Below are 20,939 nucleotides of genomic sequence, written 5' to 3'. Positions count from 1 at the left end.
ATATAATATGTAGTATTTGTTTTAATTTTTTTATTTAGGAAAAAACGTGCGAGCTTTTTTTCAGCAATCAAATTTTACTGATGGAGCACTAGCTTTAGCGCTTTCTCCTGCATTGACGCCAACAGGTATTGTTAATCATCCGGTATTTTTTTCTGGTTTTGCTCTTTATCCTCAAATTATTGCAAGAGGATTGCTTGTATTAGCAGACATTACTTCTACGAACTATTTCCAGTATAAGCCTGAGTTTCAAAAAGATCCGGTACTTTCAGCGCAAGGTGATCGTGTAAGAGCAGAGTGTTTTTCTGCCTGTAATGGGGTATATGCACGTTTAGATTTATTAAGAGAAGGCCTTGATGGAGAGATTTATCGAGGTACTACTAATGTTGATATTGGTATTGGTTTAAGACAAGCTCTTGCTAAGGTTAATAGTAAAGACAGACTTCATTTAAATATAGGTGATCAAGGGTTAGTAACACGGCATATAGAGGATAAAGGCAATCATCTCAAAGGGTTAGATAAAATCATTTTACAACGGCCTGTTCAAATGCCTAATCGGTGGATAAGAGCTTTAGGCAATATCGCTGAAATCCATAAAAACATGAAGCCAGTTTTTACAATAAAAGGACCTCAAGCACAAATGTTTGTGAGTACTCTACCTAATGTAACGAGTAAAAATCAATTTGGTTGGCTTGTATTATCGCGTTCAGGTATTAAATTAATGTCTAGAAGCGATACGCATAGTGTTTATATATCTGGCTTGCATCGTCTCAATGCACTTAAGCGACTAATAACTAATATTAAAAGTTTAACCTTTTACTGTTTGCAAAATAACGAGCAGGGGCCATGCATGATTGAAGTAAGCCTTTTGGGTGCTCGTTTAACACTCAGCTTAACAGCTGAAACATGGCAAGGATATTCTGGTGAAGGAGCATTGTTAACATCTTTAGTTTCATCAGCAGAACAAAAAGATTCAAAAATAGTGAATGATCTTTTACAGTTTGATGCGCTTATTAATAAAGAACAATTGTCAAATGCTTCTGCATTAGAGGCTTATCGCATTGAGCGCGCACTAGCTTATCTTGCCGTTTCTGGAAAACTTGGGTTTGATGCATATGAAGGTTCTTATTTTCATCGCGAATTACCAGAAGATCCGAACCGAGTTTTAAAAGATAATCCACGTCTTATTGGTGCGCATAAATTAGTTGATCGGATCGAAAAAATTGATGAGATGACATGGATAGTCAATTCTACAGATGATAGTTATCGTGTGTCTATTCCTATAAATCAACTGAATTGCAATCCACAATGTACATGTACTTGGTATCTTAAAAATCAACAGAAAAAAGGCCCTTGTAAGCATGTTTTAGCTGTACAAATCAAGGAAGGTATTTATGAACTCTAAGCTTGAAGAAGCCGTTGCTATTTTTAACTCTTTGGGATGGGAAAAAGTAACTATAGATACCATATTACAGCAACCACTAGGCACAAAAGAACAACAAAAAATAGCGCTGAATGGTCTAAAAAATGGAGACTGGGAGCGTCTTATTAAAAGAGAGGCAAACAGCGATTACAGCAATGAAGGATATATTGAATGCAATCTCAAACATATCACATTGTATGCTATTAGGATTGGTGTTTCTATCACCCGTGCTTTAGAGTTTGCTTATTTTGCTGATAGGCCCTTATTACTGCCTATTATTAAGGATAAAGGTGAAAAATATGCGACTAACTTTATCAGCAAAGCTTGCGTATCCAGAAGAAGAGTATTTGAACACTCTTCAAGTGTATTTGGTGATATTGCCGTTCAACTTGTTGATCAGTTAAATTTAGCTATTCCTGAAAGCTACGAATATATGAAAGATTGGGCCGTTTATGCTGCTTTGTCCATGGGATTACCTGCTGAAGATTATTCTAGAGCAGTATCGACACAAGAGTTACCAACACAAGAACAAATAAAACGCAGATTTTCTGAGCATATTAAAATAGGGATTGCCGTCAATGTACCTGCAACGGGACCATTCTTTTCTGTATTTATCGAAGGTGTTAAGCAAGGTTGGCTCTCAAAACACGATGCAATAGAGTTTATCTTTTTTGCGTTAGATATTGCCAGTCGACCTGGGGATAGAAAGGTTTGGGTTAGTGCAATAGAGGGGTTAGGGATAAGTACTACAACGTTATGTGAAAGAACAGCTGTTTTGATTCCTTTACTTGCCAAAGGTGAATCAGATGTAATTGCAAAAATTGCGCCTATATTGATAAAAAATGTTGATGATGAACTTTTAAATGAGGTAATGATAGCTTCATTCTCCGCAAAGGTTAAATCAACAAAACAGTTAGTTTTAAAAACAGCAATGACAAGAAAAGCCCTTAGTGATGTAGAGCAACTCACACCATGGCTGGCGATATGGTGTGACGATAAAGATAAATCTATTGCAAAGCTAGCTCGTCAATTGGCTAACCATTGGCAACTCAATTATGCACAAATTGAAGAAAGTCATACACAGGACATTAAACATCTTTGGCAAAAAACACCATCTTTATGGACATGCCCTCAATTTGATTGGGGAGAAGTTACACCTCAAGCATTAACAGAGCTTGCCAGTGAACTGGTTAATCGAAGAGAGTTCGTTTGTGATACTGTTGTTGAAAGATTTCTAGCTGTTGCAAATAAGATCGCTTATAACGATCCTCAATCGGCTAGAACAAGTTTGGCGGGGGTGAAACCAACATCTGTTGATGTACTACTTAATTTGATTGCTTGTTGGGTGAAAGGAATCGAACCTGAAGGCTATTGGGGAGCAGATCAGAAAGATATGGTACATGAAGTATTGCATGCTCGTAATTATGTAGTGTGCAAAAATTTAGATCAATTGCCTTGTATTTTATCAACTCCTAGTAAGAGTGATCTTTCAATTACAGTAGATGATTTTTGTAAGCGACTAGAAAAATATCAGAAAAATAAAATTCATGCACTTGAAGCAGATATATTTTTAGCTTTAACTCGTTTGGATACCAAAACACAAAGTAGTAAAAATTTAAACTTATTAAAAACGTTAAAGGTTGATGTCATTTTACAATCAGGTAAAAAAATCCCTATTAACGCTAGTGACATAGTTTTAGCTTATCTTAATTGCCCAGTAAAAGAAGTTTTATTAGATTATAATGAGGAATATTTTTGGGATATAAAAATTCCAACCACCCCATCATTACAATACTTTCCTAAAAGGTTTGATTCTTTAGGTGATTTGACTACTAGTGCATTTTCTGTGTTTCCGCTCTGGGGTGATGCTGCTATACGACTGAGTGTTTCCTCATTCAATGAAATGGAGCATGGAAAAGGACTCATTTTTAGGCAAATTGCTAAGAGACAAATACCGTTAACTGCTGGTGTTGCAATGAATATTCTCGCTGCACAGCGTTCAGCATCACCCCGTGCTATAGCTGATATAGCCTTAGCCGTGAATGAGGCATGGGAAAGAGGTTTACTTATACCAGGAATTGCTGATGTTTTCTTACTAGACTGGATAAATAGCACTCCTTCTAAATTAGTTAGCTTAGTTGCAACGCTGTCAAATATTGCTCAGCAAGGGCTTTTATCTGTTGTATGGCCAATTTTAGACGAATTAATTTTAGCCTCTTTAAAAGCGCCGAGATTACTAGTGGGAACTGATGAAATTGTAAATGCTATAGCAGAATTTTTACCCGAAGTTCAGTTTGCTGTTACCAATGGACTTGCGTCGCCAAATCAACTGGATCTTTTAGGTTTGAGAACTTTAGCTGAAAAAACAGGCAGTTCACGAGTAATCAATGTAGCAAAATATATTATTACTCAATTACCAGACATTAAATTTGTTAAATCAAAAAAATCTAATGAAGTTAATGTAACTGATTTTGATAAAATTTGGCCTAAAAAAGAAAAAAACATTCCGGTACTTGATGATGGCGCTATTATCTCAATTGATTTATTTGAGCAAAGCAAATCTAATTCCGCTTTCATTTTTACATTGAAACTACCAGATATTAATGACCGAGTTTTTCATATAGTAAAAACAAATTGGTTTTATGATTTAGAAGAAGGGCAATGTCAAGCATATCCAGCCCCCATAGAACACCCTAAATTTACAACGGATAGCCAAAAAAGTGTTTATTTGCATTGGGATAATGATAAAAAAGCCTTACTGGTCAGCAAATATCGAAATTGGTTAAAAAATGAAGATGGCCCATTGTCTAGTACAAAAATACCAGCATTATCGAATACTTTATTGATGGTTGTTATTGGACTTCTCGCTCAAGATGGCGAAGGTGCCTATTTTGCTGAAAATTATGTTTTAACAAGTCACATTGATGAAGAAACTGTTCGTAGAGCAATTTTACTATTTTTAAAAAATCCCATTGTAAGTCCTGCAAAACTTATTAGGTCATTAGAAAAAGAAATTAAATTTTTACCATTACTTTGGCCTATTTTAATTGAATGTGTTCGTTTTGTTGGTAATCTAATTAGTCGAGGGGAAAAAATACCAGTCTGGACAAATCGTATTTTAGATATATCTTTACAGTATTCCGCTTATTTGAAAGAAGCTGCATTGCGTGGTTACATCAAAGATGCTAAATGGGAAGGTCTGCATGAAATAGCTTCATCAAAATTAAAGTCAACAGCAGTTGCGAAAGCAAAACAGTTGCAAGAAGATTTAAATATTAACCTTTAATCAAAGACTGTTACAGTACTATTAAATGTATATTTATTTTGTTATTTCTAGTGCATCATGAACTTTAATGCCTAAATAGGATGTTATACTTTTGTATTAGTATGTCTATTTAGGCAATAGTTTTTTAGTTAGAATGAGCCTTAAGCATAGCTAACTCCTCTATCCATAATCATACAAACGAGAACAGGTTATTAATCCCCAAACATTAATGTGATGGTATACACCCCCCTCAATTATTTTTACAAATAAATGGTGAAGTGATACTACAGAGAAGAAGAGTAAATAACATTACAATGAGAATGAATTAAGAGTTGATCATAAATTTGCTTTTCATGGTTATGATATTATATAAAACCACAACATCTGATTTCGTGTTTTTAAAGTAAAAGCATTATCGGGATCTAAATTATGGACGTAATTAAATTGAGCTTCTTTTTCAACGTACTCATCTAATAATTGTCGTAAATTATCTTTCATTATTTATCAAAATCGAGAATTAATGTTTGTGTTGTATCAGGATGATGACTATCTCTTTGCAAGAGAATGCTTGATACCGCCAGTAAAATTTGTTGATTCAAAATACTATCAATATTTCTTGCTCCAGTATCTAGTAATAAACACGCAGCAACCAATTGATCATAGAGTTGTTCGTCCACATTAAAATCGATTTTATAATGTTTTTATAATTGTGAAGCCACTTTGTCTAATTTCATTTTCACAATATGTCGTAATGAATCGTTTGCTAGCGGTGTGAAAATAACAGTTTGAAAACGCGCAAGTAGTGCTGGTTGAAAGTGTTCTCGAATAATTGGACGTAATAATTCATGCTAGTGTAGCTAGATCTGCATCAGGCATTTATCAAAAAAATGCCATAAGTTCATCGTTACCCAAATTCGACGTCATAATAATTAATGTGTTGAGAAAATCAATTTCTCGACCTTCTCCATCTCGCATAAATCTACGGTCAAAAACTTAATAGAATAAATTAAGCACGTCGCCATGTGCCTTTTCAACTTCATCAAATAAAACCACACTATAAGGCCGTTTTCTGACAGCTTCAGTCAAAACACCATCTTGACCATATCCGACATAGCCATGAGGCGATCCTTTGAGTTGAGAGACAGTGTGTGCTTCTTGGTAATCAGACATATTGATAGTAATCAGCGATTGTTGACCACCGAATAATGTATCACACATGATAATTAGAAATTTAATCCAAATCAGATCTGCGTCTTTTTATTTATATTATTAACAACCTCAATGATAAGGTATTAATCTTGAGTTTTTATGCATATTTATTACAGTATTTTCATCTAATACTGTAAACAATGCGAACTAATTTTACATTAAGATGTTATACTTTCAGGCAAAGGTAATAAACAGAAAATAGACATTAATGAAATATAAGATGAATAAAAAATAATCACAACTTATGGAGATTTATTCATAGCATCAAGTGTTTTTTTATTTTATTTTTTGAATTCAAGCTTGTTGTGTTTTCAATAATATAGGACTTGAACATAATAAAGTACAAATAAAAAATTATGAGAAAAATAACCACTAATCAATAACTAATACGGGTGAGATAATAATTTGTGCGATAGTGAATTGCTTTCTCAGTAACGTATAGGCGGCTTGACGACCAATTTCAATCGGTTTATTGTCAACGTAACTGATTAAACTTTTTGCCATCTGTATTTCGGCTTGAGTAGCGAAACTCATTATTTCTACCTGTGGTTCCAAATAGCTCACTAATCCCCCTTTACCAATTGTTCGACCGAATTTAGATGCACTCAAAATTAAAGATAGGGTTGCAGACGTATCATGACACAAAAAAGCGGTAACGTTGGGATGCTGTTTAAGTAAAAAGCTAACATCATCCAATAATTCTGGCCGTTCATTAGGTATTATCCATTCAGATCTAAATTTTAATCCATGTTTTGCAAGAATATGACCAAATCCAGCTAAACGTTCTGCTCGCGTTAATGAATTTGTTCTTCCACCTAAGTAAGCTATTTGACGATATCCTTTGCCAATAAAGTATTCCGTTGCTAACTCTGCGCCTAATCGATTATCAGAGCAAATTTGAGAGATATTACTCAAACTACTTGATTGAGCAACAATGACTAAGGGAATTTTGTGCTTATCAGTTATTGTCTTAATATCATAGGTCAGTATTCCGCTATACCCCAAAATAATGCCTGATACATCTTGTTCAATGAGTGAATTGACGCTTTTCAATAATCCTTCTTTTGTCATATCTGATTGCAACAAAAAAAGAATATAGTCTTGCTTAGAGAAAACTTCATTGATACCGGTAATAATACTTGCATAAAAAGCGTCTCTAATATCACGAACAATAACACCGATAATTGCCGATTGACCACTGCGTAACCTTGCTGCATTTTTATTACGAACATAACCGAGCTGTTCTATTACTTGGTTAATTTTTTGAACAGTCACATCAGATATTCGCCCTTTTCCACTTAATGCGAGTGAAACAGTAGTAACAGAAACATTCGCATGCTTGGCTACGTCATTAATTGTGGGTTTCCGCATCGTATTAAATTCACTTAAGTTCAGAACTGATGATTATTTTAGTCATTTTAAGTTGAATTTCCTACAGTTAAATATATTTTCTAATTTTGTGACATAAATCTCATTTATAGTTGATAAAACGTTTTACCTAAATGTAAAGAAAATGTTAATTTAAGTGGAATCAATTAACTTTTAGGTAAAATTATGACGAATAAAGCAACCAAAGTCACTTTTTGGGAATTTTTTCAAAGCCTTGGTAAAACATTTATGTTACCAGTCGCTCTACTTTCTTTTTCTGGAATTATGCTAGGCATAGGGAGTTCACTTGCCAGCCAAGATGTTCGAGAACTATTACCTTTTTTAGATAATCATGTATGTATTGCTATTTTTACTTGGATGAGCAAAATAGGATCATTCTCATTTAGCTTTCTTCCTGCAATGTTTGCCATTGCCATTCCTTTAGGGCTCGCTAGAGAAGATAAGGGCGTTGCTGCATTTTCAGGTTTTGTTGGTTATACCGTATTAAGCTTAAGTATTAACTTCTACCTTACTATAGTTGGTATTTTACCTCAAAACGATCCTAATATATTAAGAGCCAACGACATTCAATCTGTACTTGGTATTCAATCCATTAATACGGGTATTTTAGGTGCTATTTTAGTAGGAATTATAGTATATTTTTTACATGAACGTTTTAGAAAAATTCGTCTACCCGATGCATTAGCTTTTTTTGGTGGTAATCGTTTTGTACCGATTATTACCATGTTAACTTTAGGCGTCGTAGGTTTATTTGTTCCTATCGTGTGGCCTTTTTTTGCAAAAGCTATTAGTGGTTTGGGTTATCTTGTTAATAGTGCTGGTGCATTTGGTCCATTTATTTTTGGTACAGGCGAACGTTTGTTATTGCCTTTTGGTTTGCATCATATTCTTGTTGCGTTGATTCGTTTTACTGATGCTGGCGGCACTATGGAGGTCTGTAATGAGACAGTAAGTGGCGCACTAACCATTTTCCAAGCTCAATTATCATGCCCAACAACGACTGGGTTTTCTGAAAGTGCAACGCGATTTTTATCCCAAGGAAAAATGCCATCATTCCTAGGCGGACTACCTGGCGCCGCATTAGCAATGTATGTTTGTGCTAAACCTGAGAATAGAAGCAAAATTAAAGGGCTCCTCATTTCAGGTGTTGTTGCCTGTACTGTAGGTGGTATCACTGAACCATTAGAATTTTTGTTTCTGTTTATTGCCCCAGTTTTATACGTGATTCATGCTTTATTAACAGGAATCGGCTTTATGGTAATGTCGTTACTTGATGTTACCATTGGTAATACTGATGGTAACATTATCGATTTTGTCGTATTCGGTATTTTACATGGTACAAGTACAAAATGGTACTGGGTTCCTGTTATTGCAGCTGTTTGGTTTGTGGTTTACTTCTTTGTGTTTAAATTCTTCATTTTACACTTCAATATCAAAACACCGGGTCGAGAAGTAGAAAGTAAAAACGACAATAATACCAATGCTCAAACAACCACAAGCAAATCAGGTTATAATACAGCTCAAATATTAGAAGCATTAGGCGGTGCAGATAACATCGTTTCTTTAGACAACTGTATTACTCGGCTGCGTTTATCAGTTAAAGATATTAACATTGTTGATGACCAGAAGTTGAAAGCCAATAAAGCCATTGGAGTTGTTCGTCTTAATGAACATAACTTGCAAGTCGTGATAGGTCCACAAGTTCAGTTAGTTAAAGATGAATTGCAACAATATTTGACTCAATAAATAGTGAAATTAGGTAGTGATAATGTCAATTTATCACTACTATTATTTAGATCACACAGGAATACGATAATGGCTCTGTCAAACTTATTTGATTTTAACACCCCGATAGATCGTAAAGGTACATGGTGCACACAATGGGACTATGTGCAAGACCGTTTCGGTATCGCTAACTTAGTTCCTTTTACCATCTCTGATATGGATTTTAGAATAGCTCCATGTATTGAAGAGGCATTACATCGACGTATTAGCCATGGTGTACTTGGTTATAGTCGTTGGCAAAATGAAGAATACCTTGATGCAATCAAATATTGGTACTCATCACAATTTAATGCAACAATTGATACCAATATGATTGTATACGGCCCGTCCGTAATTTATATGGTTGCAAAATTAATCAACTTATGGAGTCAACAAAATGACAGTATTGTCGTTCATACTCCTGCCTACGACGCATTTTATAAAACAATTATTGGTAACAAACGTAAAATAGAAGCCTGCCCTTTAATCAAAAGAGATAATAGCTGGTATTGTGATATGAACTACCTTGAAACATTACTGGCGAAAAAAGAGGTTAAAATTTTATTGTTATGCAATCCTCATAATCCAACAGGTAAAGTTTGGTCAAAAGAAGAATTAGCGATCATCGCGGCATTATGTGAAAAATACCACGTCAATGTTATTAGTGATGAAATCCATATGGATATGGTATGGAAAGGCTCTCATAATCCATGGTGTCAATATGGAAAAAATAGTTGGGCGGTTTTATCATCAGCGTCGAAAAGCTTTAATATTCCGGCTTTAACTGGTGCTTATGGTTTAATACAATGCGAAAAAACCAGAGAAAATTATCTAAATCAAATTAAGGCCTGTGATGGTGTTTCTTCTCCTGCCGTGCTTTCACTCGTTGCCACCATTGCAGCTTATAAAGAAGGGCATATCTGGCTACATGAATTAAAAAACTATCTTTATAACAATTTAGATTTTGTCGCCAAACAATTGAATCATGCTTTTCCACAACTAGATTATGCAATACCTGATTCAACTTATCTGGCTTGGATTGATTTAAGAAAGCTCAACATCGATGATATAAAATTGCAAGAAAACCTTATCCATGAACAAGGTGTTGCTATTATGCCCGGTTATACCTATGGGCCTGAGGGAAATCAATTTTTACGATTAAATATTGGTTGTCCGCGTAGTAAGGTCGAAACAGGTGTAAATGCAATTATCAATGCAATTAAAGCATTAGAATAATACAAAATTGTTTTTATATAATAAACAATCATGCATCAAAGATTGTTCCCCCTAAAATATAAAATTTAGGGGAACATCAGCAAACTCCAAACTTTTATAATACGTTGAATTATGCAGAGGGAGATAACCCAATTTAATAAAAAAATACAAGACAGTTAGAGTATTTTTCGGTGGACGTTTTGGCATACATTTTAAGCGTGGATGAAATGAATTACTCTGGATGAGTATAAGATTAATGAAAAAGTGGAAATAAAAAAACACGCAACCTCATGACTATCATGATTTTAGTCGATTCTATTACGTTGCAGTGGATTCTACCATAAAAATAAATGGCGGAAGCGCAGAAAAAATAAAAGCTACCTGTCACTAAATATATGATATTGATTCTTAAGAATATTTACACGGTAAAAATCTCCATAAAATCCCATTGGACGTTCAAATATAGAACTTATTTTGAGTAAAATAATATTATTTTTAATCAAAGTTAAACCTAAATTTTGAGTGTCTTATCAAAAAGGAAACATACGTAATGTTGCTACATTAGAGTAATTAGTCGTTTTATCTAATCTGCAAAGTATTAACTCAGTCTTAATTCATCAAAGTATAAGTGCTTCCGAACGCTTGATACAACTCAATGGTATTGCGATTAATCAAATGCAATCTTTGGTCAATATTTCTGAAACGAAGAATCTTATATTCAGTTAGTAGTATATAAACGATAATACAGTGTATTTTAGGTATGTAATGCCTGAAATACGCTGTACAAACAGTAATGTTTTCCGCATATAGTGTCTTTATTATCAATTATTAAAGCTCGTTTGAGTTGTGATGGTCTCAGCCCCAAACTAGATAAACATGTTCTGCTAAAATGAGCCGAATCAGAAAATCCCATATCATTGGCTAATTTTGTCAGCGTTGTATGGGAGTCGAGTGTATCAATTACATCCTGCAATCTTTTCCACAATAGGTAACCCCTGAAATTAATACCCAACTCAGAACGAAAAAGATGAAGAAAGCGACTTTCAGAAAGGTGTATTTTTTCGGCGATTTCCCTCGATGAAATTTGCTTTATGGGTAATGATGAAATAATAGAGATTGCTTTATTAATGCGGTTATCTTGATCACATGAACAACTAGGATCTGACTCACATAATAACTTATAGACGTGATAAAGCTCAAATGGTTGGCTAATAGTAACAGACTTCATAAAATAACTGGCAATTTTTAATGCTTCTTCTTTAGTAAGAAAATAAACAGGATTAGTTTCAGTAAAATGCGATAATAAGTGATAATAGGGATCTTCTGGGTCAATAAGCAAATTAATACAACAGACATCTGGTGCGCGCAGTTTATGGGGAACATTTGAATGAATAATAAAACCAAACACCTCTTTTTTTTCATCTGGTGTTTCTAGCTCAAAAGACATATTGTGCAATGATATTGTCAATTGAAGAGAAGGGTGACGATGCCAATCCGTCGTGATATTGTTTATAAAAAGCAATGTAGATAAATTTTGTCGGTGCACTTTAACTAACAAATCATTGTCTAACATGATATTTTATCCTTGCTAAATAAACATCCTTGCCATCAAAAACAGTAACATAAACCATATGTAAAGACTATATATACGTAATTCGATTAACTAAAACTAACTAAAGGATAACACACATCATATATAAAGTTAATCAAGAACAATACAAACGTATTTTTGGCTATTTTAAACCTATCACCAAAAACTTTATTATAGGATCTCAAAATATTTCGCAATCTTTTAGCCATTTTCAGTAGATAATTTTAATATTAATAATTTTGATGATTTACCATTAAAATTAAAAAAAGATATTCAATAATTTCCAGTAAGAAGAAAAATAGAGTTCTTAGCTGGTAGAGTGTGTTCTGCTACGGCATTAGAAAACTTATTGCGTGATGGAGAATATTACTGGAGACTAAAAAGTTCCAACGGAGCTGTTTTATGGACTAAAAACATAGCAGGTTCAATATCTCACTCTAATAATTTTGTAACTGCGGTTACAATAAAACTCTCAAATGAGGTTGAAAGCATAGGAGTGGATATAGAAAAAATGATGTCCACTCAAAAAGCAATTGATTTAAGTCAAACGATCCTAAAATGCCCTACACCCAGTGACATGATAATGGACATAACACATTACATTACTTTAGTATTTTCAGCCCAAGAGAGTTTATATAAGGCGTTTAGCTCAATTGGTATTACACTTTCATATGAAGATATTTTTTGCATAGGTATAAACAAAGAAAAAAACATGTACATTACATGTAGCTAATCCGATTTATTTTTCAAAATATTATAATCTTGTTATGACTTACGTACTTATCTAACCAACTATTTTTCTATTTCATTCTTTGATGTAATGGTTGATTTTGCAAACCAAACAACTATGATTAATAGTATAAAAATAATTCCATATAGCCAAAAAATTTCGTTGGTTGCGATTACCAGCCCCTGATTAGTAATATTTTGTGCTAGTTTGGCCGAAGCTTGAGTTTCAGAAAAACCTTGCAACTGAAACTGCTGATATGTGTATTCTAGCGTTTGTATATTTTGATTCATTAGATCAGTTAGTTGGTTGTGATGAATTGCTTCACGATGTTCCCATAATGAATTTGTTAAAGAAGTACCAATGGAAGTAGATAATGTTCTAAAAAAATTAAATAAACTTCCTGCAGCCGCTAACTTGTGAGAAGGTATATCAGTTAAAATTATTATATTCAAAGGCATAACAAAGCAAGCTATCGCAAATCCTTGAAAGAATTGGGGCCATGCAGAACTCGAAAAATCCATATTAGGCTCAAACGAGTAAGCTCTCCAAAAAAAGCACAAAGCAAAAACAATGAAACCAAAAGTCACAAGCTTCCTCATATCTAAATAAGGAACAAAACGACCGACTATTGGAGCAAGAACGATAGGAACTAAACCGATGGGAGACAATGCTAATCCTGCCCACGTTGCAGTATAACCAAAAACTCGTTGTAATAGCTGTGGTTGCATAACTAATGTTCCTATATGTAGCAAAAATGCCAAACTTATGCAAATCGTCCCTACTGTAAAATTTCTTGATCTAAATAAAGATAGATCAACAATAGGATGATTCGATGTCATTTCCCAAAGAACAAAAAAAGAAAGTGTTACTAACGCTATCACAGATAAAATAATAATTTCAGATGAATTAAACCAATCCAGTTCTTTTCCTCTATCTAAAATAAGCTGTAAACTACCAACACCAAATATTAATAAAGCAAGCCCGATAGTATCTATTCGAGATTTACTTATTTCTGTTTCTCGTCCTTTTAATAATATTCTAATACTTATCCATGCTATTAGACCAATTGGCACATTTAGTAAAAAAATCCAGCCCCAAAATAAATTGTCACTTATCCATCCACCCAAAATAGGTCCGCAGACGGGAGCAATAATAATAGTCATCGACCATATTGCTAAAGACATATTTTTTTTGGAATCTGGAGAGTTAGCTAATAATAAGCTTTGAGAAAGAGGAATAATTGGTCCAGAAACCGCACCTTGTAGTACTCGTGAAATAATTAACATTTCAAGGCTGTTGGAGACACCACATAACCAAGAGGCTAAAACAAACAAAAAAATTGAAAATAAAAATAACTTAACTTCCCCAAAGTACTTAGCTAGCCATCCAGATAAAGGAATTGAAATGGCATTGGATACGGCAAATGATGTAATTACCCATGTTGCTTGGCTACTTGATGTTCCTAGGTTTCCAGCAATAGTAGAGAGTGCTACATTGGCAATTGTTAAATCTAAAATTTGTAAGAAGGCCACTGTTGCCAATGCAACAATAAGCCCAATTAATTTTGCACCTGATAGATATAATGGTGACATTTTATGATTCACTGAATATTACTCTCTAAAATTAAGTTATTTTGCATAATTTCTCGTACTAGTTGCTCGAATTCATCTAAGTCGTAAGCAAGTACATCTGTTTGATATTTAATTTCTTGAGGTGAAATATCAGTAAGTAATTTTCCACTTACATCACTGGTATCCACTGTTACATACATAGATAACCCTACTCGTAATGGATATTCCTTAATTTGCTCTTTATTCAATTCAATACGAACAGGTAAACGCTGAACTACTTTAATCCAATTTCCTGTTGCATTTTGTGCTGGTAATAACGAAAATGCACTTCCCGTACCCATAGCAATTCCTGTAATCACCCCGTCGAATTTAATATCATCTCCATAAAAATCACTAGTTAACTTAACTTTTTGTCCTATTCGAATGTGTTTTAATTGAACTTCTTTAAAGTTAGCTTCTACCCAAACTTGATCCAAAGGAACAATAACTAATAATCGTTCTCCTCTATTAACCTGTGTTCCAACTTGGACTTGGCGCCTCGAAACATATCCAGTGACAGGGGAAACAATTGTTACTCGTTTTAAGTTAAGCCAAGCTTCCTTTAGTTTAGAAATGGCTTGCTGAATACGTGGTTGTTCTAATAATGAATTCTGCATTAATAGGGCATTATTAATTTCTAACTCTTGCTTGGAAATTTTTAAGTCATTTAACGCAATTAATACATCTTGCCTAGCATGCTCTATTTCTTCTTTTGAAATAGCATTACGAGACCAAAGGCCTTCTCTCCGAGCTAAATCTTTTTCTAATTTATCTAATGTCGCTTGTTTTAATTGAATACTTGCTGACAATTTTTCAGTTGTCAGTTTGATCTGTTGAATTTCTCTTATTACCTTGGCTAATTCATTTTTTGCATAACTAAAATTATTTTCAGCATCAATTGATTCTAATTGAGCGATAACATCTTTTTTTCTCACAAAGTCATTATCATCAACGTAAATGGAGGAGATTCCTCCGCTTATTTGAGTATGAATTGGAATTTGATTTCCCATAACATACGCATTATCTGTAGATTCTGTAAACCGAGTAAACATGTACCAAAAAATGAAGTATCCTATCCCTGAAACCAGGAAAATAACAGATAAAATAATCAATTTTTTATATCGTGTTAAACCATTGAATTGTCGGCCATCGGTGTTGTTTTCCATCGTACACTCCATTTACATCTTTTATTTTAATCATTGCTTCTATGAACAGCATCACAAAATGCTGTTTCATTAAGCAGACATTCCACCATCAATAACTAGAGTTTGACCTGTAGTATAATTACCCCACAACCGAGTAAAAAATTCACAGACATAGCCACTTCCTTATTATTTTCCATTGTGTTACTCCATCTCTTGTTTGGTTATTAGATTGTGAAAAGTTAATGGCATTATATAAATGGGTGAGTAATATTGTCTTGAACAAATAAGCTGACTTCATTTTATAAAAAAAAATTATTCATTTATTTAACTTTCTATATTTCAAATAGTTATTTATTCTTTGACAATTATTTTCATTTAAAAAAAAGAATGAGAGATTTAATATAGCTAGTTTATTCAATTAAATAACCATTGAATTGATATATGCATGCTCACCCAACATATATCTATTAGAGGATATAATTCATGACTTATGACTGTGTAATTATTGGTGTTGGACAAGTTGGACTGTGTTTAGCATCATTTCTGACTAAAAAAATATCACAGTTCTTATATTAGAAAGAGATGAACGTATAGGAGACGTCTGGCCTAGACGATCAGATAGTATGCGGTTGTTTACACCAAGAGCAATGAATCAGCTACCAGGTTTAATTATGGCTGGTGATCAAAAAAAGTATCCAGATAAGCATGAAGTGTGATTACTTAGAGTTTTACGCTCAACATAACAAATTACATGTATTGCTAAATAAAAACCAATAAAATTCCGAATAAAAAAGGAGTTAGGCTTTACTCTAAACTTACTTTTTTAATTAGTGTTTTAAATTTAAAAAAATTTCATTATTTTTTTGCTAATTCGGCTAATTTAGCCGTTTTAGCCATAAGTTAGTGCGTATTGGCTTAAAATATTGGCAGATGAGAACTTATTTAAGATTGTAAGATTATTTAACTAAAGTGGTATACTAGATGGCAGACTGAAAAAAATTCTATTTCAACTTTTTGATTTTTAGATAATATTTGAAGAAGATGGCGGAAGCGCAGAGATTCGAACTCTGGGAGGGTCGCCCCTCGCCGGTTTTCAAGACCGGTGCTTTCAACCGCTCAGCCACACTTCCGCAATGGCTGTGAATATTAAAGGAGACGGACTTATTTGTAAATAGCTAATTTAATATTTTTCATCAACTGCTTTAATTTTCGCCAAATTCAGGCGAAATTCAACAAAACTAGATTGTTTACTCGCCAAAACTAGTGTTGCAATCTTATTAATCGAGTATAATACGCAGCAAATATTAAGTTATGTTTTGAAAAATGTTAAATCAAATAGACACTGATGATAAAGGGTATTTAAAAAATTGGCAGGATTGGACTGTTGATTTAGTACCTGAATTAGCTACTTTAGAATCTATAGAGTTAACTGATGCTCATTGGGAAGTGATTTTTTTTGTTCGTGATTTTTACATAGAATATAAAACTTCACCGGCAATTCGTGCATTGGTTAAAGCAATGGAAAAAAAATTTGGTCCAGAAAAGGGCAATAGTAGGTATTTATATAAGTTATTTCCTGATGGTCCAGCTAAACAAGCAACTAAACTTGCAGGCTTACCAAAACCTGTTAAATGTATTTAAGTTAAGAGATAAATTAAACTTATGATTAGGTGGAAAATTCCATTTTTATTACTACTAGTGCTGGGTTATTTACAGTACTCATTGTGGTATGGGAAGAATAACATTTATGACTATCAAGAAAATGTGCAAATGTTACAGAATCTGCATCGAGAAAATGATATGTTGAAAGCTCGTAACGAACAGATGTTTGCGGAAGTCGACGATTTGCAAAAAGGTTATGAGGCAATAGAAGAAAGAGCTCGAAGTCATTTGGGTATGGTTAAACCAAATGAATATTTTTATCGAATAATTGTTGATTCCAACTCACAACAATAAGGCATTACGTGACATATAATAATATTATCGCAATTGTTCCTGCCGCAGGAATAGGTTGTCGCATGGATAGTCAATTACCCAAACAGTATTTGAAAATTGGTCAATTGACCATTTTAGAACACACTTTACAAAAATTATTAACTCATCCCAATATTTCCTGCGTAGTAGTGGTCATCAGCCCTGAGGATAAATTTTTTAATACACTTGAACTCGCTTCTCAAGATAATGTTAAAGTGGCTTATGGGGGTAAAACTCGAGCTGATTCTGTTTTAGCAGGTTTAAATTTAGTTAATGATAACCAATGGGCCTTAGTTCATGATGCCGCAAGGCCATGTGTGACTCATGAAGATATTACAAAATTAATTAATCGAGTATTACTGGAAAATAAAGGCGGAATATTAGCAACTCCTCTCAGTGATACAATCAAGCAAGCTTATACTGATAATCCAAATATCATTAATCATTCCGTTGATCGCACTTATTTATGGGGAGCTGCGACTCCTCAGTTGTTCAACGCGGGTGAACTTAAAACATGTTTAAATAAAGCTTTAAAAAATAATATTGCAATTACTGATGAAGCATCGGCTATAGAGTATTGTGGTGGTCATCCATTATTGGTGGAATGTCGTCGAGATAATATAAAAATTACTCGACCAGAAGATTTAAACTTAGCATCATTTTATTTAACTAATCAAAATTAATATAGGTAGATTATGCGAATCGGTCATGGGTTTGATGTCCATAAATTTGGTGGTGAAGGGCCAATTACATTAGCTGGAGTGAAAATCCCTTATCAGTTTGGTCTTGTTGCTCATTCTGATGGTGATGTGGTATTACATGCTATTACTGATGCATTAATTGGTGCATTGGCTTTAGGAGACATTGGTAAATTATTTCCAGATACAGATCCTAAATACAAAGGTATAGATAGCCGATTATTATTGAAAGAAGTGTATGGTATTATCCAATCTAAAGGTTATAAATTAATTAATTTAGATGCGACCATTATTGCACAAGAACCGAAAATGAGACCTCATGTAGATCAAATGCGGGTTAATCTTGCTGAAGATTTGCAAGTACATTTTGATCAGATTAGTGTCAAAGCAACGACGACTGAACAATTGGGTTTTACTGGCCGTAAAGAAGGTATAGCTTGTGAAGCCGTAGTGTTATTAGCAAAGAAATAGAGACAAATTAGACAATAGGCGATTACGTGTTAGCACAACTCAATTATTTTTATGGTAAACCAACAAGCCATGGTTTATATAAGCAACAATATGAAGATTTTATTGTTATCGAAGAGCTAGGTTTTGATTTAACTGGTGAAGGTGAACATGTTTTAGTTTATCTCGAAAAGAAAGATTGTAATACTGTCTTTGTGGCTGAACAGTTAGCTAAATATGTTGGCATTTCAGCGAAAAATGTCAGTTATGCAGGCCTTAAAGATCGCCATGCTGTTACCCAACAATGGTTTAGTTTGCATATGCCAGGGCAAAATACCCCAGATTTTTCACAATTTGATTTAACTGGCTGTCAAATATTACGCGTTACTCGGCATAATAAAAAATTGAAAATAGGGGCCTTAAAAGGTAACCGATTTAAAATTGTTTTAAGAAATTTGACTGATAAACAAGAAGTTGAATTAAAATTAGACTTAATTAAACAGCATGGTGTCCCTAATTATTTTGGCGAACAACGATTTGGACGTGAACAAAATAATATTAATCAAGCAATAAAGTGGGCTAATGGTGAAATTTCAGTTAAAGACCGTAAAAAAAGAAGCTTTTATCTTTCTGCTGCACGTAGTGCTATTTTTAATGATATAGTCAGTCAAAGAATTCAACGCCAGATTCAGCATACAGTTATTGATGGGGATATATTACAATTATCAAAAAGTAATAGTTGGTTTTTGTCCAAAATAGAGGAATTATCACTTTTACAACAACGTTTACAAAATGGTGAGATTAATATTACCGCTCCTTTGGTGGGAGATTCAGGATTAGGTACTGAATCTATTGCTTTAACATTCGAACAAAGTTGTTTGGAAAATTGGTCTTGTTTTACTGAGTTATTTAGAAAGGAACGGGTTGAAACGATGCGACGCTCAATATTGTTACGTCCTGAGCAACTAGAGTGGCAATGGCGAGATGAAAATAACTTAGACATCAGTTTTTATTTACCTTCGGGTTGTTATGCAACAAGTGTTTTACGTGAATTGATTATTGGAAATGAGTAACTTAAATGCAAAGTTTAAAAAGGCAGCAGTTGATTGACTTATTACGCCAGCAGGGAATAAAAGATGATCGTGTCTTAGATGCTATAGCTTCAATACCACGTGAAAATTTTGTTGATGAAGCGCTTTCACATCAAGCTTATGATGATCGCTCGTTACCTATTGGTAGTGGTCAAACTATTTCTCAACCTTATATTGTTGCTAAAATGACCGAATTATTAAATTTAACGCCTAATGCAAGGGTACTTGAAATAGGTACTGGTTCAGGATATCAAACAGCAGTTTTAGCCAAACTAGTTAATCATGTTTTTTCAGTAGAAAGAATAAAAAGCTTACAATGGAATACAAAACGACGATTAAAGTTACTTGATATCCATAATATTTCAACTCGGCATGGTAATGGTTGGCAAGGTTGGCCAGAACGTGGGCCATTTGATGGCATAATTGTAACTGCAGCAGCAATCGAAGTACCTTCTAGTCTGCTGACACAACTAGCCGACAAAGGGCGACTAGTGTTACCTGTAGGTAAAAACCAGCAAACGTTACAATTAATTGAGCGAGATGGTGATAATTTTATTACTCAGAATATAGGTGAAGTGAAATTTGTTCCCCTTGTTGATGGTGATATAGAATAATGAAAAAGGAGCGAATAATTTGATTATTTGCTCCTTTTTCTATTTAACTATTCTCTTTCATTTATCGAAAATTAATTTTTCTTCTCTTTTTCTTTTTGTTCGGAAAGTTTCCACTCACAAATACCGTATACTGCATTAAACAGATAAATTAAATACTGAGTTGCGATAACAATATTGTCAGTATAAATATTTAAACTAATAACCAATACATTTAATAAGACCCATAAATACCAATTGAAAGCATATCTCATCATTAATAAAAGTTGAGCAACTACGCCTAGACCGAATATAAAGCAGTTAGTAATAAGTTGGTAGGAGGTATTTATTGCGCCGATTTCATTAGTTAAATAAATATTGAAAAAAGCAGCCGCAATGAGGAATATTAACGCATATAAAAAGGCATTTTCACTTAAAGTACGAACTTTAACGCTTTTATTATTATCTAGATTTTTTTGCCAAGTTAATATGCCATAAATATGTGAGCCAAAATAGTAAAACGTTGGTAAACCTGCTCCAATATTGCCACCAAGGAAATTTGCACAACATTCAGCGATTACCGCTAACATACCAAGTACATTACCTAAATTTTTGCGTTTAGCTAATAAGATTACACATAACAATCCTAAAAATGCACCAGCGTATGATACTGCATAGCGTATATTGAAATCATTAATTGGATCGGTATATATATATGCTCCGGTGACACAGATAATACAAAACAATGGATAAAATTTATTGCGGCCAATAGCTATGGCAAAATGGCTTAATTTATTCATA

Annotated in this window: 16 protein-coding genes, 1 tRNA gene and 2 pseudogenes; 12 read left to right on the top strand and 7 right to left on the bottom strand. The window is 33.7% G+C overall.

Translation table 11 applies throughout. The features are described 5' to 3' along the window. Window positions 1–46 precede the first annotated feature (46 nt). Together B6C99_RS07925 and B6C99_RS07920 are read left to right on the top strand one after the other, a co-directional pair. Window positions 47–1,402 (top strand): SWIM zinc finger family protein, encoded by a 1,356-nt coding sequence (locus tag B6C99_RS07925; protein ID WP_086359345.1) that lies wholly within the window; start codon window positions 47–49, stop codon window positions 1,400–1,402. Beyond that, on the top strand, window positions 1,392–4,706 hold the full coding sequence (locus B6C99_RS07920; RefSeq protein ID WP_086359344.1) for a hypothetical protein: 3,315 nt from the start codon (window positions 1,392–1,394) through the stop codon (window positions 4,704–4,706). Before B6C99_RS07925 ends, B6C99_RS07920 begins: the two co-directional genes overlap by 11 nt. A 476-nt stretch (window positions 4,707–5,182) precedes the next feature. Here B6C99_RS07920 and B6C99_RS13695 read toward each other — a convergent pair. Then, window positions 5,183–5,909: pseudogene (locus tag B6C99_RS13695) on the bottom strand (AAA family ATPase); the annotation flags it as partial. 357 nt (window positions 5,910–6,266) lie between these two features. Further along, entirely contained in the window at window positions 6,267–7,265 is a 999-nt protein-coding gene (gene malI / locus B6C99_RS07910) for a Mal regulon transcriptional regulator MalI (RefSeq protein ID WP_086359343.1), read from the bottom strand. Between the two features lie 183 nt (window positions 7,266–7,448). On the opposite strand from malI, the gene malX reads away from it, so the two are divergent. From malX to B6C99_RS13690, 3 genes and pseudogenes are all read left to right on the top strand, one after another. Then, window positions 7,449–9,029 carry a maltose/glucose-specific PTS transporter subunit IIBC gene (gene malX / locus B6C99_RS07905; protein WP_086359342.1) on the top strand — a complete coding sequence of 527 codons (1,581 nt, stop codon included), beginning with the start codon at window positions 7,449–7,451 and terminating at the stop codon, window positions 9,027–9,029. 69 nt (window positions 9,030–9,098) lie between these two features. Then, entirely contained in the window at window positions 9,099–10,283 is a 1,185-nt protein-coding gene (locus B6C99_RS07900; protein ID WP_086359341.1) for a MalY/PatB family protein, read from the top strand. 516 nt (window positions 10,284–10,799) lie between these two features. Then, a pseudogene (locus tag B6C99_RS13690) lies at window positions 10,800–10,988 on the top strand (KilA-N domain-containing protein); the annotation flags it as partial. Between the two features lie 28 nt (window positions 10,989–11,016). On the opposite strand, the gene B6C99_RS07890 reads toward B6C99_RS13690, so the two are convergent. Beyond that, a complete protein-coding gene (locus B6C99_RS07890; RefSeq protein ID WP_086359340.1) occupies window positions 11,017–11,835 on the bottom strand; it encodes a helix-turn-helix domain-containing protein in 819 nt (272 codons plus the stop codon). A 316-nt stretch (window positions 11,836–12,151) separates the two neighbouring features. Between B6C99_RS07890 and B6C99_RS07885 the strand changes: the two genes are divergently transcribed. Further along, window positions 12,152–12,586: a 4'-phosphopantetheinyl transferase gene (locus B6C99_RS07885; RefSeq protein WP_256363505.1), complete on the top strand. Its 435-nt coding sequence runs from the start codon at window positions 12,152–12,154 to the stop codon at window positions 12,584–12,586. Window positions 12,587–12,645: 59 nt separating this feature from the next. On the opposite strand, the gene B6C99_RS07880 is transcribed toward B6C99_RS07885, so the two are convergent. The 3 genes from B6C99_RS07880 to B6C99_RS07870 all read right to left on the bottom strand — a co-directional run bounded on the left by B6C99_RS07880 (window position 12,646) and on the right by B6C99_RS07870 (window position 16,468). Then, the gene (locus B6C99_RS07880) at window positions 12,646–14,175 is read right to left on the bottom strand and encodes a DHA2 family efflux MFS transporter permease subunit (protein ID WP_086359338.1); all 1,530 of its coding nucleotides are present in this window, start codon (window positions 14,173–14,175) and stop codon (window positions 12,646–12,648) included. An 8-nt stretch (window positions 14,176–14,183) separates the two neighbouring features. Continuing rightward, on the bottom strand, window positions 14,184–15,359 hold the full coding sequence (locus B6C99_RS07875) for an efflux RND transporter periplasmic adaptor subunit (RefSeq protein WP_086359337.1): 1,176 nt from the start codon (window positions 15,357–15,359) through the stop codon (window positions 14,184–14,186). 1,021 nt (window positions 15,360–16,380) lie between these two features. Continuing rightward, window positions 16,381–16,468, bottom strand: a tRNA-Ser gene (locus tag B6C99_RS07870). A 193-nt stretch (window positions 16,469–16,661) separates the two neighbouring features. On the opposite strand from B6C99_RS07870, the gene B6C99_RS07865 reads away from it, so the two are divergent. The 6 genes from B6C99_RS07865 to B6C99_RS07840 are packed head-to-tail and all read left to right on the top strand — an operon-like array spanning window position 16,662 to window position 20,162. Continuing rightward, a complete protein-coding gene (locus B6C99_RS07865) occupies window positions 16,662–16,979 on the top strand; it encodes a TusE/DsrC/DsvC family sulfur relay protein (RefSeq protein ID WP_086359336.1) in 318 nt (105 codons plus the stop codon). Window positions 16,980–17,000: 21 nt separating this feature from the next. Then, window positions 17,001–17,294 (top strand): cell division protein FtsB, encoded by a 294-nt coding sequence (ftsB, locus tag B6C99_RS07860; protein WP_086359335.1) that lies wholly within the window; start codon window positions 17,001–17,003, stop codon window positions 17,292–17,294. Continuing rightward, window positions 17,291–17,995, top strand: a complete 705-nt coding sequence (gene ispD / locus B6C99_RS07855) for a 2-C-methyl-D-erythritol 4-phosphate cytidylyltransferase (protein WP_086359334.1) — start codon at window positions 17,291–17,293, stop codon at window positions 17,993–17,995. The genes ftsB and ispD overlap by 4 nt, the downstream gene beginning before the upstream one ends. Window positions 17,996–18,007: 12 nt before the next feature. Next, window positions 18,008–18,481: a 2-C-methyl-D-erythritol 2,4-cyclodiphosphate synthase gene (ispF, locus tag B6C99_RS07850; protein ID WP_086359333.1), complete on the top strand. Its 474-nt coding sequence runs from the start codon at window positions 18,008–18,010 to the stop codon at window positions 18,479–18,481. Window positions 18,482–18,507: 26 nt separating this feature from the next. Continuing rightward, a complete protein-coding gene (truD, locus tag B6C99_RS07845; RefSeq protein ID WP_086359332.1) occupies window positions 18,508–19,530 on the top strand; it encodes a tRNA pseudouridine(13) synthase TruD in 1,023 nt (340 codons plus the stop codon). A 5-nt stretch (window positions 19,531–19,535) separates the two neighbouring features. Further along, complete coding sequence (locus B6C99_RS07840; RefSeq protein WP_086359331.1) at window positions 19,536–20,162, top strand: protein-L-isoaspartate(D-aspartate) O-methyltransferase; 627 nt, start codon at window positions 19,536–19,538, stop codon at window positions 20,160–20,162. Between the two features lie 71 nt (window positions 20,163–20,233). On the opposite strand, the gene pnuC is transcribed toward B6C99_RS07840, so the two are convergent. After that, window positions 20,234–20,938, bottom strand: coding sequence for a nicotinamide riboside transporter PnuC (gene pnuC, locus B6C99_RS07835; protein WP_086359330.1), 705 nt, complete (start codon window positions 20,936–20,938; stop codon window positions 20,234–20,236). Window position 20,939 lies beyond the last annotated feature (1 nt).

The organism is Gilliamella sp. N-G2 (assembly GCF_002142215.1).
In the GTDB taxonomy this organism is placed as follows: domain Bacteria; phylum Pseudomonadota; class Gammaproteobacteria; order Enterobacterales; family Orbaceae; genus Gilliamella.
Note: the sequence above shows the minus strand (reverse complement) of the source record. Positions and strands in the feature narration are given on the sequence as shown.

Coding starts and splice junctions, on each gene's coding strand:
- B6C99_RS07920 (WP_086359344.1), top strand. CDS start 1,392: ATGAACTCTAAGCTTGAAGAAGCCGTTGCTATTTTTAACTCTTTGGGA.
- malI (WP_086359343.1), bottom strand. CDS start 7,265: ATGCGGAAACCCACAATTAATGACGTAGCCAAGCATGCGAATGTTTCT.
- malX (WP_086359342.1), top strand. CDS start 7,449: ATGACGAATAAAGCAACCAAAGTCACTTTTTGGGAATTTTTTCAAAGC.
- B6C99_RS07900 (WP_086359341.1), top strand. CDS start 9,099: ATGGCTCTGTCAAACTTATTTGATTTTAACACCCCGATAGATCGTAAA.
- B6C99_RS07890 (WP_086359340.1), bottom strand. CDS start 11,835: ATGTTAGACAATGATTTGTTAGTTAAAGTGCACCGACAAAATTTATCT.
- B6C99_RS07880 (WP_086359338.1), bottom strand. CDS start 14,175: ATGTCACCATTATATCTATCAGGTGCAAAATTAATTGGGCTTATTGTT.
- B6C99_RS07875 (WP_086359337.1), bottom strand. CDS start 15,359: ATGGAAAACAACACCGATGGCCGACAATTCAATGGTTTAACACGATAT.
- B6C99_RS07865 (WP_086359336.1), top strand. CDS start 16,662: ATGTTAAATCAAATAGACACTGATGATAAAGGGTATTTAAAAAATTGG.
- ftsB (WP_086359335.1), top strand. CDS start 17,001: ATGATTAGGTGGAAAATTCCATTTTTATTACTACTAGTGCTGGGTTAT.
- ispF (WP_086359333.1), top strand. CDS start 18,008: ATGCGAATCGGTCATGGGTTTGATGTCCATAAATTTGGTGGTGAAGGG.
- B6C99_RS07840 (WP_086359331.1), top strand. CDS start 19,536: ATGCAAAGTTTAAAAAGGCAGCAGTTGATTGACTTATTACGCCAGCAG.
- pnuC (WP_086359330.1), bottom strand. CDS start 20,938: ATGAATAAATTAAGCCATTTTGCCATAGCTATTGGCCGCAATAAATTT.